This window comes from Exiguobacterium sp. Leaf187 (assembly GCF_001423925.1).
GTDB classification, from domain to species: domain Bacteria; phylum Bacillota; class Bacilli; order Exiguobacteriales; family Exiguobacteriaceae; genus Exiguobacterium_A; species Exiguobacterium_A indicum.
Window position 1 is genome coordinate 1,503,342 of sequence record NZ_LMPR01000009.1, and the last position, 16,117, is coordinate 1,519,458.

The window sequence follows — 16,117 nt, forward strand, 5'->3', positions numbered from 1 at the left end:
GATTACTTCGCCTCCTTTTTCGAACCGTCCAAGTAACGAACGGCGTTACGGCGAACAACCATCATGATCACACCGAAGATGATCAGACAGATTGAGACGATTTGCGCTGTCCGGAGTCCATCCCCCATCATCAGACTGTCCGTCCGGAGTCCTTCAATATAAAAGCGTCCGATTGAATACCACACAAGATAACCGAGGAAGACATACCCACGACGTGGATTGAACTTCATCCGCCAGACGATCAACAGAATGACACCGATGATGTTCCAGATGCTTTCATAGAGAAACGTCGGTAGGTAGTACGTCCCGTCGATGTACATCTGGTTAACGATCCAGTTCGGTAAGTGCAGCGTATCTTGTAAGTACGACCATGTCGTTTCGCCACCGTGTGCTTCTTGGTTGAAGAAGTTACCCCAGCGTCCGACGGCTTGTCCGAACAAGAGGGATGGTGCCAAGATATCAGCGATTTGCCAGAACGAGATCTTTTTCTTACGCGTATAGATAATGACCGTCAAAATCGCACCGATGATCGCACCGTGAATCGCGATCCCACCTTGGCGGATATTGATGATTTGGTCAAGATGTTGACTATAGTAGTTCCACTCGAACGCGACGTAGTAAATCCGGGCACAGATGATACTGATCGGAATCGACCAGATGACGACATCGACCGCATACTCTTCGTTGAAGCCGATTCGCTTCGACTCGAAGATTGCGATCAGGAGACCGACGACCGCACCGAGTGCGATGACGATGCCGTACCAGTAAATCGGTACAGGACCGAGTTCAATCGCCACGCGGTCAAACGTTGGTTGTACAGAGGCTAAAGTTCCCATCAAAGACCACCATTCCCATCTTCAATTGCTTGCGCGAGACGTCCCGCGAATTCTTCTGCTGTGTTGATGCCCATGTTCTTCAGACGATAGTTCATCGCTGCGACTTCGATGATGACAGCAAGGTTTCGTCCGGGACGAACCGGAATCGTCAGGAACGGAATTTCCGTATCGATGATTTGGAGTGTCTCTTGGTCCAGACCGACGCGGTCATAGACTTTCGATTGATCCCAAATCTCGAGGTTACAGACGAGGCTGATCTTCTTATGCGAGCGAACCGCACCTGCACCGAACAACGTCATCACATCGATGATCCCGATTCCACGAATCTCAAGCAGATGTTGAATCAACTTCGGTGCTGTCCCAACGAGAATCCCGTCACCAGTTTGACGAATCTCAACTGAGTCATCTGCCACTAGGCGGTGACCTCGCTTAACGAGTTCGAGTGCCGTTTCCGATTTACCGACACCACTTGCCCCTTTGATGAAGACACCGACACCATAGATATCGACGAGGACACCATGCATCGCCGTCGTTGGCGCAAGTTCCGCTTCGAGGAAGTTCGTGATCTGTGACTCGACCGATGTCGTATGCCCTTTTGTCGTCAACAGTGGTACGTTCGTCTCGTCCGCGGCTTGGATGATCGCTTCCGGTACGTCAAATCCACGTGTGATCAAGATACCAGGTGTTTCATCCGTACAGAGGACATTCGCTCGTTCGCGTTGTTCCTCGTACGTTAAATTATTGAAGAACGTCAATTCTGTTTTTCCGAGAATCTGGAGACGTTCTGCCGGGTAATAGGCATAATAACCGGCAAGCACAAGGCCAGGTCGGCACAAATCAGCCGTCAGAATCGGGCGGTGTAAGCCCTCTTCTCCCGTGACGATGTGGAGATTGAATTGTTTTACGATTTCAGCTGTTCGCACTTTTGGTTGCACGCTTCGTCAGCCCCTTTCACTTGAAGTATTGTACCATATTTTTATTCGATTCATGGAATTGGATTAGAAGCATGATTTCTTGGGAATGGAATAAAGAGTTAATATTTTGAAGGAGGTTTTGCCGTGATGTCAGGCGGTGGTATCGGATTGATTTTAGTCATTATCTTATTTGCAGTTCTAGCGATTGCTGGTTTCGTCTATCTCATTATCTCACTGATTGATATGTGGAAAGCGTATTCGCGTAATCAAGATCAAACTGCCCTCTTATTCTTCATCATCTCGATCATCGGAATCTTTATTAGTGGTTCATTCATTTCCTACGTCCTCGCGATCATCTTCTATTGGAATCGCGCACGCAGAAAGAGTTGGCTCGGAATCGGTCTGATTCTCGTTTCAATCGTTCTTGCAATCATCGGTGTCATTGCCTTGCTCTCGTTCGGTTACGATATGAATAATATCGAGAACATGAACTTCGACGAGCCGATGATGGATCAGGATTACGATTATTGATGTAGGAACTACACCCATCTTCTTATGAGGATGGGTGTTTTTGTCTATGCAGCTGACGAAGCTCCGCTCGCGTGACTCCTACAGGAAAAAGTGCGGTCATCCGCGCTGTCAGAGACAAACGAGACCCGGCTACTCGTTCCTAGAACGACGTAGCCGCGGCTTGTGTCTCGCCTGAGGAAAGCACGCAAAGCGGATGCGACGTCATAAGAAAAGCGCAACCTCTTTTTCAAGAAGTTGCGCTGGTATGCTTATAACGCTTGTGGACTGAGGTGAACACCGTGCGTGACCGAAATCGTACCTGTCTTCGTATCGGCTTCGACCTCAATTTTTGGTGAACGACCGCGACCTGATACGAAATGGAGCTTCCGGTTGACGATTTCTTTTTGATCCCGGATCAATTCCATATCATCGAGGTTGCAGTTGAGACCACCGAAGTTCGTCTCAAGCTCCCCGTAGACTTCAGCGCCGTGCGGCAACATCAAGGCGATGCTTCCGGCAAGCGATGACGCTTTGACTTTCGCATTTTGCACGGTCTTCAGCTCGCAGCGGACGTTTCCGTTCGCCGTTTTTAGTTCTGAACGTTCGAAGACACCTGTCGTGATGATTTGTCCATTGGCTGTCTTCGCTTTCAAGACTTTCAACTCCGACTCTTCGATTTCGATCGAACCGTTCGCTGTCGATACTTTGACATCCTCACTGAACAAATCACGAACGTTGACTCGACCGTTTGCTGTCATCAGTTGAGCGGATGTCGTATCAAGTGACGTCAACGAAATTTCCCCGTTCAGCGTCTGTAAGACGAATGATTCGTAATGACGGCGCGGAACTTTCAGATGGACCGTCGCACGGACACTCTTATCCTTCAAGCGGATCGAGAGCGTGTTCGCTGAGACCGCATGTTGAACGGCTGCCTGAAGTTGCTCAAGCGCTTGTTCTTCTGTCACCTGTTGGCGACGAAGCGGACGTCCCGTCACCGTCAATTCGCATTCTTCAAGATCACTCGGTTCGACGACCAAGTTCGCATTGAACAGATCGACGTGAACCGTCTCACCGCTGAACGGGAATTGTTTGACGTAGGTGACGTTCGGACCGGACGCCTGATTAAGCGAAAGATCACTGTCCTTGATCCGGCTGACGAGATTATCGAACGCTGACATGACTTTCGTCGTCAGTGAATCGACGGAATACTGGTCGACCCGATCATATTGTTCTGGTTCATCGACGTACTTATGTTCACTGGCAGAAGTTGCACGTTCGTCGATCGCTTCGAGCCGCTCGAGTTTATCGAGTGCCTCATCAATCGTTAACTTTCCTTCTTTGACTTGCTCCAATATCAATTGACGCATATCTTGCTTCATGAACCGTTCCCTCCTATTCTTGAACCTCAAACGTGTGTTACATGATACTTTCGTTTAAGTTCCCTTAGTTCCTTCCTACGAATCCTCATCCACAAAAGTTTCACGATTCAATTCGTGCCGCATCGCGTTCAAGGACAGGTGCGAGGTATCGTCCCGTGTAGGATGCTTCAACTTCAGCGATGTGTTCCGGTGTACCGGCAGCAACGATCGTTCCGCCACCGTCGCCCCCTTCTGGTCCAAGATCAATCAAGTAGTCTGCCGTCTTGATGACGTCCAAGTTGTGTTCGATGACGAGCACTGTATCACCATTGTCGACGAGACGTTGTAACACTTTCAGGAGACGCGCGATATCGTGGACATGGAGTCCTGTCGTCGGCTCATCGAGAATATAGATCGTCTTCCCCGTCGAGCGTTTATGCAACTCGGACGCTAGTTTAACACGTTGCGCTTCCCCGCCGGACAGTTCCGTCGCGGGTTGACCGAGACGCATGTACGTCAGACCGACGTCCGCGATCGTCTGTAATTTCCGCGTGATCTTCGGAATGTTCTCGAAGAAAGCAAGGGCATCTTCAACCGTCATCTCAAGGACATCAGCAATCGTTTTGCCTTTATATTTCACTTCGAGTGTTTCGCGGTTGTAGCGTTTCCCGTGACAGACTTCACACGGAACATAGACGTCCGGTAAGAAGTGCATCTCAATCTTGATGATCCCATCGCCACGACACGCTTCACAACGTCCACCCTTGATGTTGAAACTGAAACGTCCTTTTTTGTAACCACGGAGTTTCGCTTCGTTCGTCGAAGCAAAGACGTCACGAATGTCATCGAAGACACCGGTATAAGTTGCCGGGTTCGAGCGCGGTGTCCGACCGATTGGTGACTGGTCGATGTCGATGACCTTATCGATTTGATCAAGACCCGTGATCCCTTTATGAGCACCCGGTTTTTCTTTCGCCCGGTTCATCTCGTGCGCAATCGTCTTATAAAGAATTTCATTGATCAACGTCGATTTCCCGGAGCCCGAGACACCGGTGACGGCGACGAACAGACCCAGCGGAATGTCGACATCGACGTTCTTCAAGTTGTTTTCCGATGCTTTATGGATATGGAGCATCCGACCGTCTGGCTCTTTGCGTGTTGATGGAACAGGAATGAACTTCTTCCCGGACAAGTATTGACCAGTCAACGAGTTCGCATCCTGCATCAACTCTTCCGGTTTCCCGGCTGCCGTGACGAATCCACCGTGATCGCCGGCACCAGGTCCGATATCGATCAAGTAATCGGCTGCCATCATCGTGTCTTCATCGTGTTCGACGACGATCAACGTGTTGCCGAGATCACGCATCGCCTTCAGCGTATTGATCAGACGATCATTATCACGTTGGTGTAAACCGATCGATGGTTCATCGAGAACGTAGAGGACGCCCGTCAGACGCGAACCGATTTGTGTCGCAAGACGAATCCGTTGCGCTTCCCCACCGGACAATGTCCCCGCTGCGCGTGAGATCGTCAGGTAATCGAGACCGACGTTCTCAAGGAACGACGCCCGTTCGTGAATCTCACGAACAATCATCCGCGAAATCGTCTGATCCTTCTCACTTAATTTCTCCGGTAGTTCGTCGAAGAACATGACCGCTTGTTTAACCGACATCTTCGTCACTTCACCGATATGGTGGTCAGATACTTTGACGGCGAGCGATTCCCGTTTCAAGCGATGTCCTTTACACGTCGGACACGCCTTCTTCGCCATGTAGCCTTCCATCTGTTCCCGGATATAATCAGACGACGTCTCCTTGAAACGACGTTGTAAGTTATTGAGGACCCCTTCGAAGTAGAGATTCGTATTTCGGACCATCCCGAAGTCATTCTCATAACGGAAGTGAATCTCTTCCTTCGTGTTTCCGTTCAGGATCGTTTCGCGATGTTCTTCTGACAATTGTTCGAACGGTGTATCCATATCGATCTTGAAGTGGTCACAAACAGCTTTAAGCAATTGTGGATAATACTGCGAGCTCGTCGGTTCCCACGCTACGATTGCCCCTTCGTTCAATGACTTATCAGAATGCGGCACGACGAGATCAACATCGACCTCAAGCTTCGTTCCGAGACCGTCACATGACGTACAAGCACCAAACGGTGAGTTGAACGAGAACATCCGTGGTTCGAGTTCGCCGATCGAGAAGCCACAGATCGGACAAGCATGATGTTCACTGAACAACAATTCGTTGCCATCCATCGTATCGACGATGACCCGACCGTCTGCGAGGCGAAGGGCAGTCTCGAGTGAATCCGCAAGACGGGCTTCGACATCTGGTCGCACGACGACACGGTCGACGACGACTTCGATCGAGTGTTTCTTGTTTTTCTCGAGCGTGATCTCTTCGGCGAGATCCATCGTCTCTCCGTTGACACGAACGCGGACGAAGCCTTCCTTCTTCAAATCGTCGAGCACCTTGACGTGCGTCCCTTTACGTCCGGAAACGATTGGCGCGAGAATTTGCAGACGCGTCCGCTCCGGCAACTCCATCACTTGGTCGACCATCTGACTGATCGTCTGGCTCGAAATCTCGATTCCGTGATTTGGACAAATCGGTTTACCAATTCGTGCGTACAACAGACGCAAATAATCATAGATCTCTGTGACCGTTCCGACCGTCGAACGCGGGTTTTTACTTGTCGTCTTCTGGTCGATTGAAATTGCTGGACTCAGTCCCTCGATCGTATCGACATCCGGTTTATCCATCTGTCCAAGGAACTGACGGGCATAGGCTGATAAACTTTCGACATAACGCCGTTGTCCTTCCGCGTAAATCGTGTCGAAGGCAAGCGACGATTTCCCTGACCCGGACAAGCCCGTCAAGACGACGAGCTGATCGCGGGGGATTTCGACATCGATGTTTTGTAGATTATTGACGCGAGCGCCTTTGATGATAATCTGATTCTTCTTTTCTCCCAACTTAGGCACCTGCTTTCAATTCTAATATGAGATCGCGGAGCTCAGCAGCTCGTTCGAACTGCATGTCTTTCGCCGCTTGACGCATCTCTTGATCAAGCTGTTCAAGCAACGTTTCGCGCTCCGGTTTTTTGAGTTTGTTGAACTTCTCGAGTTTTTCGACGGTGTCGTCGCTCTCGATCGTCGTACTGATGACACCACGAACGTCTTTTTTGATCGTCTGCGGCGTGATGCCATGTTCTTCGTTGAACGCCATCTGGATTGCGCGACGGCGTTCCGTCTCATCGATTGCGCGTTGCATCGAATCGGTGACTTTATCAGCAAACAAGATGACGTGTCCTTCCGAGTTCCGCGCCGCCCGACCAATCGTTTGAATCAGCGAACGGTCCGAACGGAGGAAACCTTCCTTATCGGCATCAAGAATCGTCACGAGTGAGACTTCCGGAATATCGAGTCCTTCTCGTAATAAGTTGATCCCGACGAGGACATCGTATTTCCCCAGCCGCAAGTCACGGATGATTTCAATCCGTTCCAGCGTCTTGATCTCCGAGTGCATGTAGTTGACCTTGACGCCATTCTCTTTCAAGTAATCGGTCAAATCTTCTGCCATCTTCTTCGTCAGTGTCGTCACGAGAACACGTTCGTTCTTCGCGACCCGGTCACGGATGTTATCCATCAAGTAATCGATTTGTCCTGTGATCGGATGAATCTCGATCGTTGGATCAACGAGACCGGTCGGACGGATGATTTGCTCGACCATCTCTTTCGAATGTTCGAGTTCATATGGTCCTGGTGTCGCCGAGATATAGATCGCCTGACTGACTTTTTCCTCGAACTCCTCGAATCGTAACGGACGGTTGTCTTTTGCCGACGGAAGACGGAAGCCGTGATCGACGAGGACTTGTTTCCGCGCCTGGTCCCCGTTATACATCCCGCGAATTTGCGGCAGCGTGACGTGTGACTCATCGGCAACGAGTAAGAAGTCTTTCGGGAAGTAATCGAGCAACGTATACGGTGTTGCCCCTTCCGGCATCAAGTTCAAGTGACGCGAGTAGTTCTCGATTCCGGAGCAATAGCCCATCTCACGCATCATCTCAAGGTCGTAGTTCGTCCGTTGTTCGAGCCGTTGCGCTTCGAGCAACTGATTGTCTTCGCGCAACTTCGCAAGCTGGACCTCTAGTTCCTTCTCGATGTTCGCGATCGCCTTCTGCAGACGGGTATCCCCCGTCACGAAGTGGGACGCCGGGAAGATCGAGATGTGCTCACGGTCCGCGACGATCTCACCTGTCAGCGGATCCATATCACGAATCCGTTCGATCTCGTCACCGAAGAACTCGACCCGGACACACTGTTCATCGCGTGACGCCGGGAAGATTTCGACGACGTCTCCGCGGACGCGGAACCGTCCGCGCTGGAAGTCGATGTCGTTACGCTCATACTGGATGTCGATTAGACGACGGAGCATCTCGTTTCGCCCCATCTCATTGCCGACACGCAGTGACAAGACGTGGTTGTTGTACTCTTCCGGGTTACCGAGACCATAGATACACGAGACAGAAGCAACGATCAAGACGTCCTCCCGTTCGAACAGGGCGGACGTCGCCGAGTGACGTAGTTTATCAATCTCATCGTTGATCGAAGAGTCCTTCTCAATGAACGTATCCGTCGACGGTACATACGCTTCCGGTTGATAATAATCATAAAAACTAACGAAGTATTCGACCGCATTGTTCGGGAAGAATTCCTTGAACTCCGAGTAGAGTTGTCCCGCTAGTGTTTTGTTGTGGGCAAGGACGAGTGTCGGTTTCTTGATTTCCTTGATGACGTTCGAGACCGTGAACGTCTTCCCGGTACCGGTCGCCCCAAGCAACGTCTGATGTCGTTCGCCTTGTTTTAGCCCAGTCACCAATTTTTCGATTGCCGTCGGCTGATCACCGCCTGGCTCAAATGGTGAAACGAGTTCAAAATCCATCGTTTGCTTCCCCCTCATCACGTAAAAAATCTATTTTTATTGTACCACTTTACGAACAAACATTCGATTATGAAGTGCTCCTTTTAGGAAGTTACCCTTTTTTTCGAAAATGCAAAAGTTTCTTTTTGCTTCGAGTGTTGACCCTCGATTTTTCTGCCGACAAAAAAATCCCTGTCACGGCTGTTCCGTGACAGGGATGTACTCGTTAATGCAAGGATCGCACTTTAGTGCGACCATGGACCGGCTCGTTGACGAACAGAATACCAAGTTCATGATGATCTTGTTCGTAGAAGGCACGTTGCGCAAACCGGATGTCGCCGTTATGGTTCATGACTTCAAGACGTAGATACGGTTTGTGTTTTTGGATGGCTTCGTAGAACGATGCTTCCGAATCGACCTTCTCACCATTGACCTTATAAATCGCTTCGCCCGGAATCAAGCCCATCTCGGCAGCTGGTTTATCAGGTAGCGTTCCAAGAATGACGGCACCACGCGTTCCATTGAGGAACAATGGTGTCTGTGCTCGGTTCAAGCGTTTGACCCGCTGATGCAATAGGATATGCAGAACGAGCAACAAAACGATCCCGTACAGCCATTCAGCTTTTCCGGTGACGTATGCAAGAACCGTCAATAGAATCGCGACGAGACTCGTGATCAAACGTCCTTGAACGAGCGGACGCATCAATTCTTTCGGCAACTTACCCGTAAAGAGAAAGCTGAAGCCGATCGGTAACCAAAGCACGATCGGAACGAGCTCTGGGAAGCTGTAACGTGGCCACCAAGCTTCAAGCACGTCGCCCGGAACAAAGACGAGCAAGGGCAATAGCCAAAGTTTATTCGCTGACAGCCCACCGATGAAGCGACCACGCTTCGAGACGACGAGTGACGGTGACAGGCGTCGTTGCCCGCGCCACCAGACGAGTAGACATTCCGCGACGAGCGTTAAGGTCGCAAGCAATAAAATCATTTTCGGCTCGACCTGACGAACCGGATCAAGACGTGCATCCATTAGGAACCAGCCGGCAAGTCCAAGCAAGACGATCGGCCAGAGAGGCAAGTTCAAACGCACGACGCCAATCAACAGTAAAACGCTCGAGAGTCCGAGTAACAACAGAGCGTATTGCGGCGTCAGTGTCAATCCGAACCAGCCGCTGACGACGGATAAGACGAGACCAATTAGTAACCCAGGTAAAAGTGTTTCGAGGACATCGCTTCGTTTACCGTGTGTCCGGGAGCGAAATAGTCCACGTTCCCGTTTAACACGCCGGATGCCGATGACCCAACTGACAAGGAGTGCTAACCACAAGGTCGGACTGGCGATGAGACTAATCGCGGTCCAACCAATTTCATCGAGTAATTCCACGCGCATTCAGACCTCTTTCCATTCCTTATTATTGAGCAGCGACCTCGAGTGCTTTTTTCCGCTGGACGTCATTCTTATCGTCCTCGAGTTTCTTCAGGAGACGCGTCTCCATCTCACCCGCTGTCTGCTGATCGATTTTTCCAGTGACATCAAGCTTCGCATCCTTTTGCAAGGCTTCGACGGCTTGCTTCATCGTGTCACCGAAATACCCATTTTGTCCTTTTGGCTCGAAACCGATTGCTTCGAGAACGAGGTGAGCATTTTCGACTGATTTTCCATAATCGCCGACTGTGAGTGACTTTTGATCAGTCAGGATCTTCGTGACGTTGAAGTACGCCGGTTGCTTGACTTCAATCGTCGGCTTAACGCCTTTTTTATGAATCCAGTTGCCGTCCGGTGTCAGCCATTTGTTCGTCGTTAACTTCAAATCGCTACCGTCCTTCAAGTCATAGGCACTTTGGACGATGCCTTTACCGAACGATTTCGTACCGACGACCTCAGCCCCGGCACCTTCCTTTAGACCAGCTGCCAAAATCTCAGATGCTGACGCGGATCCGCCGTCTTCGAGCACGACGATGTTATACGGTTTCTTCTCGTCTGCCTTCCCGAATTCCTGCTGTCGCTCCCCTTTATTGTTCTCGACTTGATAAATCGGAACGTCCTTCGGAATGAACGGTGCAATCATGCTTGAGACAGCCGTCAAAAGACCACCCGGATTTCCGCGAACGTCGATGACGAGTCCATCGATATTCTGACTCTCGAGTTTCGCGAGCCCCTTCTCGAACTCTTTAGCCGTCGGTTCTGAGAACTGCGTCACTTGCAAGACACCAATTTTCTTCCCGTTGACGTCCTCGGTCGACGTATAGACCGTCTCGATTGGAATCGTATCCCGTTTAATCGTGATGTCCATCGCGTCTTGACCGCTGCGTTGAATTGTTAGGACGACGTTCGTTCCTTTTTCACCACGGATTTTCTTGACCGCCTGATCCGTTTTTTGCCCTTTCGTCGACTTGCCGTCGATTTCTAAGATGACGTCACCCGGTTTGATGCCAGCTTTTTCAGCGGGTGACCCTTTAATTGGTGAGACGATGACGATCGACTCGCCTTTTTGCTCCAGTGTCGCACCGATCCCTTCGAACGAAGACGATAGATTCGTATTGAACGATGCTGTCTCCGACTCATCCATATAGACGGAATACGGATCGTCAAGCACTTCCGCCATACCGGATAATGCACCGTCGAGTAGTTCTTTATCCGTTACGTCCTCTAGATAGTTCTGTTCGATCATTTGACGGACCTGATCAACTTTTTTCCAATCACCCGTCGCATTCGCAGACGACGATGACGTCGAGACAGAATCCGTTCCGCCCGCCGCTAACATACCGACGGCACCTGCCCCTAAACCAAGCCCGAAGGTACTGACCGCGATGACTGCTGTTGTAGATTTTTTCACGCTTGATTCCCCACTTCCGTTAAAAAACGCATTATTTTTTTCAGTATAGCAAAAAAAGATAGGTTACCCTATCTTTTCAGTATTCTATGGGATGTCAAAAGATGTACGGTGCCGGATCGACTGCATTCGGTTGACCGGCAGCCCACTCTCCCTTATGCAATTCGAAATGCAGATGCGGTCCTGTCGACCAGCCGGTTGATCCAAGTGTGCCGACGGTTTGACCCGGCATGACCGTTTGACCGGCTTTGACATCGATTGACTCCAGGTGGGCATAAACGGTCGTATAGACCTGATCATCAATTAAATGAGTTACCATGACGACATTGCCGTACCCCGTCGCACTGCCTGCACGCAAAACAATTCCTCCGGCAGCCACATGAATCGGTGTCCCTTTCGCATTGACGAGATCGATTCCCTTATGGATCTCCGGCTTTCCAGTCAACGGATTGTTTCGTGGACCGAACGGTGATGAGACATAGCCTTGCACCGGTAAATGGAACGGACGATTCGAATCGACGTCTGCTGGTGTATCAGGTGTTTCAGAAGGTACTTCGACTTCAGGGACGGGTGGCTTCGTTTTCTCAGCATCCGCTTCCTGTTGTTTCGCTGCAGCAGCACGCGCAGCTTCTGCTTGCCGTTTGGCTTCCGCTACTCGCTTCGTTTCGGCTTGACGTGCTGCCTCGATTGCCCGTCGCTTTGCTTCTTCTTTTGCTTTTCGTTCTGCTTCTTTCAGTGCAGCCAGTTCATTTTGAATCAACTGTCGCTGATCAGCGAGAATTTCTGCTTCTTCAGCTTTTGAGAACTGCTCTTGTTGCAACGCTTTTACCTTCGTGTTCAACCGGACGACCAGCTTTCGCTTCAACTCCGATTCCGCGATGATTTGCGTCTGAAGGACAAGTAATTTCCGTTGCTCCCGCTTCAGACTCTCGAGCAACAACGCTTGCTCGGATCGCTGTTCGTTCAACTGGCTGACGTTCGTCTTATATGTTTGCAGGACATCATCATCTTGCTTCATGATCTCACTGACTGTGCTGAAGCGCGAAATCAAATCACCGAAGTCTTTCGCGTCAAGCAAGACCTCGATGTAGGTAACGTCTCCTTTTTGCTGGACGGCACGTAAGCGACTGCCTAGTAAATCTTCTTGTTGATGTAATTCCTTCAACGTTTCGGAAATGGCTTCTTCCGTCAGACGTAATCGTTCCTTAGATGCAACAACAGCCGCTTGTTGATCGGCTATCTTACGCGCTAAATCATCCAAACGGCTGTTGACTTCATCCAGTTGCGCACGGGCTTCCTTGCGCTGCTGTTTCGTCAAGATCAACTTCTCTGATGTCTGATTCTGTGATCGTTCCGTCTCTTTTAGACGGCTTTCGACCTCCTGTTGTTCCTTCAACAAATCTTCTTTCGACGTGGCATGAACGGACACGCTAGTTCCAATCAAAGCTAAGCTCAGGACGACAGAATAGAATCGGACTTTCATGAGAAGCATCTCTCCTCTATTTTATTTTTAAATGAATCGATTAAATCTTCAAGAAACGACCGAGTGACGTCGTCGATCCCCAGACACCGATGAATGCACCGAGACCGAGTAAAATTAAGACGACCTCTAGTGATAATTGTCCTGGCGGGACTAGTGAGAAGATTCCTTCGTTAATCGTTGCCAGTTGAGGTTGAATCGCATTGTACGATACTTCATAACCAAAGTAGACAACGACAATCGGGATGATGGCACCTAATATCCCCATCAACAACCCTTCAACAAAGAACGGTGCACGGATGAATCCGTTTTTCGCTCCAACGAGACGCATGATCTCGATTTCCCGACGACGAGAGAAGATCGTGACTTTGATCGTATTCGAAATGAGGAACATTGCCATGAACGTCAAACCGACGATCAGGATGATTCCACCGATCCGAACTCCTTCAAGGAAGTTAAACATCTTTTTAACATAGTCCTTACCATACTCGACATTATATACATTTTCCATTTTTTTAACGGAGTTTGCAAGTGTTTCTGTCTCTTTTGGTGAGGTAGCTTTGACGATGTATCGATCGTGAAGAGGGTTATCCTTTTCAACGGACCGGTACGCTTGTGATCCTTCGCCAAGTTGCTCCTTGAAGCGGTCCAGTTCTTCTTCTTTCGAACTATAACGAACAGAGGAGACGCCTGGCATTTGCTTCAACGAATCGCCGAGTGAATCAATTTTTGCTTGGTCTGCTTCCCGTTCAACAAAGACTTGGATCTCGACATCTTTTTCGACGTTATCAGAAATCTTGTTGACGTTGAACATGAGCATTGCGAATATTCCTACGAGAAGTAGTGTGACGGTAACGGCACTGACTGAAGCGAATGTCATCCAGCCGTTCCGGACGAGACCTTTTGCCCCTTCCCGTAAATGACGGAATCCATTAAACTTCATAGCCGTACATTCCTTTCTCTTCGTCTCGGACGATTTTTCCACCGTCGATCGCTAAGACACGATGACGCATCTTGTTGACGATGTCTCGGTTGTGTGTCGCCATTACGACCGTTGTCCCACGGCGATAGATCTCTTCGAATACTTCCATGATCTCCCATGCAGTATCCGGGTCCAGGTTTCCTGTCGGTTCATCGGCGATGACGAGTGACGGACGGTTGACGATGGCTCTCGCGATCGAGATTCGTTGTTGTTCGCCCCCAGATAATTCATCCGGATAGTTCCGTTCCTTATGCTTGAGCTTGACGAGATCGAGTACCTCGAGCACCTTCTGGCGGATTTGTGACTTGTCTTCTCCTACGACCTCTAATGCGAAGGCGACATTTTCATAAACCGTCAATGACGGGAGTAGTTTGAAATCTTGGAAGATGACGCCGATTTGGCGACGAAGTTCGGGGATTTGACGGTTCTTCAACTTACCGACTTCGATTCCTTTAAATAAAAATGAACCGCTCGTTGGTTTCTCTTCGCGGTACATCATTTTCATGAATGTTGACTTACCCGCACCCGACGGACCGACGATATAGACGAATTCGCCTTGATCAATCGTCAAATCGACCTCACGGAGTGCCGTGACGCCGTTCGGATAAATCTTACTGATTCGTTGCATCTTGATCACGTACTTCACATCCTTACTTATTTACTGATGCTGAATGGATAGGTCTAAAAACCTACCGACCACCATTATAACAGGGACGAAATTGAACGCACATTACAATCAAATGTCATTTCGAGCGATGATACCATAAAAAAGAGGTACGAGATGACGAACACATGTCGTGTCTGTCATCTCATACCCCATCATATCCCATAATTACTTTTTATCCGCGAGCCAGTCAGCAACGGCAACGATTTCTTCATCCTCTTTGAGGATTCCAGCAGGCATTTGCCCTTTCCCGTTCTTGATGATCTCTTGAATCTCTTCTGAAGAGTACTTCGAGCCGACCTTCGTCAGATTTGGTCCGACATTTCCTTCAAGGTTGTTCCCGTGACACGATGCACAGTTGTTCGCGAAGATTTTTTCCGCATCAACAGCTGTTTCCGTCTTCGACGAATCATCGTTCATCGTCGACTCTTCCTTCGTACTTGACGAATCGCTAGAGCTGGAGTCGTCACTACCACCACATGCTGCGAGTGCAAGCGTCGTGCCTAACCCTAACGCGAGTAACAAGTTTTTCAGCTTCATCCGGATATCCCCCTCTTGTAAGTATCTAAGTAAACGCTTCTGATCCTAGTTAGAGTATAACCGTTATCCGGAAGAGTTAAGCATGATTTCACAAAAACTTCACGAGTTTGGAACAATTACGGCACATTCCGGTAGCGTTTGTCGTCCGTAAAACCGAGTCCCAGCACCTCATGCGCCTCGCTGACGACGAGGAACGCTGACGGATCGATGTGTTTGACGATCTCTTTAAGCGTTGTGATTTCTCCTTGGCGGACGACGACCATCAGCATCGGTTTCCGTGTCCGCGTAAACGCACCTGCCGCCTCGATCTCCGTCGCTCCGCGATCGAGCGTTTCGAAGATTTCCTTCACTAACGCTTCCCGTTGATCGGAGATGATATAAGCGAGCTTGTCGTTCGTGATCCCGAGTTGGACGACGTCGATCATCTTGATCGTGATGAACAAGGCGACGAGCGCATACAGTCCGATCTCAAGCGAGAAGATTGTCGCTGCACTGATGACGATCGTTCCGTCGAGCAAGGCGATACAGAGATGAAGCGGCAATTTCGTGAAGCGATGCAAAATTTGCGCAATCAAATCCATTCCCCCGGTCGAGGCACGTCCCCGGAAGATCAGACCGAGTCCGATCCCGACACCGGCACCACCGAAGATCGCGGCAAGCATCGGATTCGTCGTCGCAGCCGGAACATCGAACCGCTCGTAGACAAGGATGACGACCGGTAAAAAGATCGACCCGACAAGTGATTTGACACCAAAACCCATCCCGAGAATCATCCACCCGATCGCGAGCAAGACGACGTTCGCGACGAGTTGGAACAAGCCGGGTGAGATCCCGAACAGATCGTTCAAGACGATCGATAAGCCACTAACGCCTCCTGAAGCGAGTTGATTCGGTGCTAAAAATAAACTAAAGGCACTTGCGACGAACAAGGACCCGATTAACAAATACGCATAATCGCGCACGACTTCCTGACGTGTCGATGTCATGACATTCCATTTCCCCTTATCGATTGATTCTCGTGTTTCATTTTAGCGGAAAAGTCAGACAACGACTAGAGAGGCGGAACAACTCACA

General features: G+C 49.7%; 13 protein-coding genes. 1 reads left to right on the forward strand and 12 read right to left on the reverse strand.

Annotated elements, in window-relative coordinates; all coding sequences use genetic code 11:
- Positions 1-2: 2 nt before the first annotated feature.
- Positions 3-836: a prolipoprotein diacylglyceryl transferase gene (gene lgt / locus ASF99_RS12060; protein WP_023469230.1), complete on the reverse strand. Its 834-nt coding sequence runs from the start codon at positions 834-836 to the stop codon at positions 3-5.
- The gene (hprK, locus tag ASF99_RS12065; protein WP_023469231.1) at positions 836-1,771 is read right to left on the reverse strand and encodes an HPr(Ser) kinase/phosphatase; all 936 of its coding nucleotides are present in this window, start codon (positions 1,769-1,771) and stop codon (positions 836-838) included. The genes lgt and hprK overlap by 1 nt, the downstream gene beginning before the upstream one ends.
- 126 nt (positions 1,772-1,897) lie before the next feature.
- Here hprK and ASF99_RS12070 point away from each other — a divergent pair, with 126 nt between their 5' ends.
- Positions 1,898-2,281 carry a hypothetical protein gene (locus ASF99_RS12070; protein ID WP_055968926.1) on the forward strand — a complete coding sequence of 128 codons (384 nt, stop codon included), beginning with the start codon at positions 1,898-1,900 and terminating at the stop codon, positions 2,279-2,281.
- Positions 2,282-2,529: 248 nt separating this feature from the next.
- Here the strand turns inward: ASF99_RS12070 and ASF99_RS12075 are convergent, their stop codons facing one another.
- The 10 genes from ASF99_RS12075 to ASF99_RS12120 form a co-directional block, all read right to left on the reverse strand.
- Positions 2,530-3,639, reverse strand: coding sequence for a DUF4097 family beta strand repeat-containing protein (locus ASF99_RS12075; protein WP_035396288.1), 1,110 nt, complete (start codon positions 3,637-3,639; stop codon positions 2,530-2,532).
- A gap of 100 nt (positions 3,640-3,739) precedes the next feature.
- The gene (gene uvrA, locus ASF99_RS12080) at positions 3,740-6,595 is read right to left on the reverse strand and encodes an excinuclease ABC subunit UvrA (RefSeq protein WP_055968929.1); all 2,856 of its coding nucleotides are present in this window, start codon (positions 6,593-6,595) and stop codon (positions 3,740-3,742) included.
- Position 6,596: 1 nt separating this feature from the next.
- On the reverse strand, positions 6,597-8,564 hold the full coding sequence (gene uvrB / locus ASF99_RS12085; RefSeq protein WP_023469235.1) for an excinuclease ABC subunit UvrB: 1,968 nt from the start codon (positions 8,562-8,564) through the stop codon (positions 6,597-6,599).
- A gap of 205 nt (positions 8,565-8,769) precedes the next feature.
- A complete protein-coding gene (locus ASF99_RS12090) occupies positions 8,770-9,933 on the reverse strand; it encodes a PDZ domain-containing protein (RefSeq protein WP_055968932.1) in 1,164 nt (387 codons plus the stop codon).
- 22 nt (positions 9,934-9,955) lie between these two features.
- Complete coding sequence (locus ASF99_RS12095; RefSeq protein ID WP_055968935.1) at positions 9,956-11,380, reverse strand: S41 family peptidase; 1,425 nt, start codon at positions 11,378-11,380, stop codon at positions 9,956-9,958.
- A 94-nt stretch (positions 11,381-11,474) separates the two neighbouring features.
- Positions 11,475-12,860, reverse strand: coding sequence for a murein hydrolase activator EnvC family protein (locus ASF99_RS12100; protein WP_055968938.1), 1,386 nt, complete (start codon positions 12,858-12,860; stop codon positions 11,475-11,477).
- A 40-nt stretch (positions 12,861-12,900) separates the two neighbouring features.
- Positions 12,901-13,800 (reverse strand): permease-like cell division protein FtsX, encoded by a 900-nt coding sequence (ftsX, locus tag ASF99_RS12105; RefSeq protein WP_055968941.1) that lies wholly within the window; start codon positions 13,798-13,800, stop codon positions 12,901-12,903.
- Entirely contained in the window at positions 13,790-14,476 is a 687-nt protein-coding gene (gene ftsE, locus ASF99_RS12110) for a cell division ATP-binding protein FtsE (protein ID WP_023469240.1), read from the reverse strand. The genes ftsX and ftsE overlap by 11 nt, the downstream gene beginning before the upstream one ends.
- A gap of 195 nt (positions 14,477-14,671) precedes the next feature.
- Complete coding sequence (cccB, locus tag ASF99_RS12115; RefSeq protein WP_023469241.1) at positions 14,672-15,043, reverse strand: cytochrome c551; 372 nt, start codon at positions 15,041-15,043, stop codon at positions 14,672-14,674.
- Positions 15,044-15,159: 116 nt separating this feature from the next.
- Entirely contained in the window at positions 15,160-16,029 is an 870-nt protein-coding gene (locus ASF99_RS12120; protein ID WP_053454186.1) for a YitT family protein, read from the reverse strand.
- Positions 16,030-16,117 lie beyond the last annotated feature (88 nt).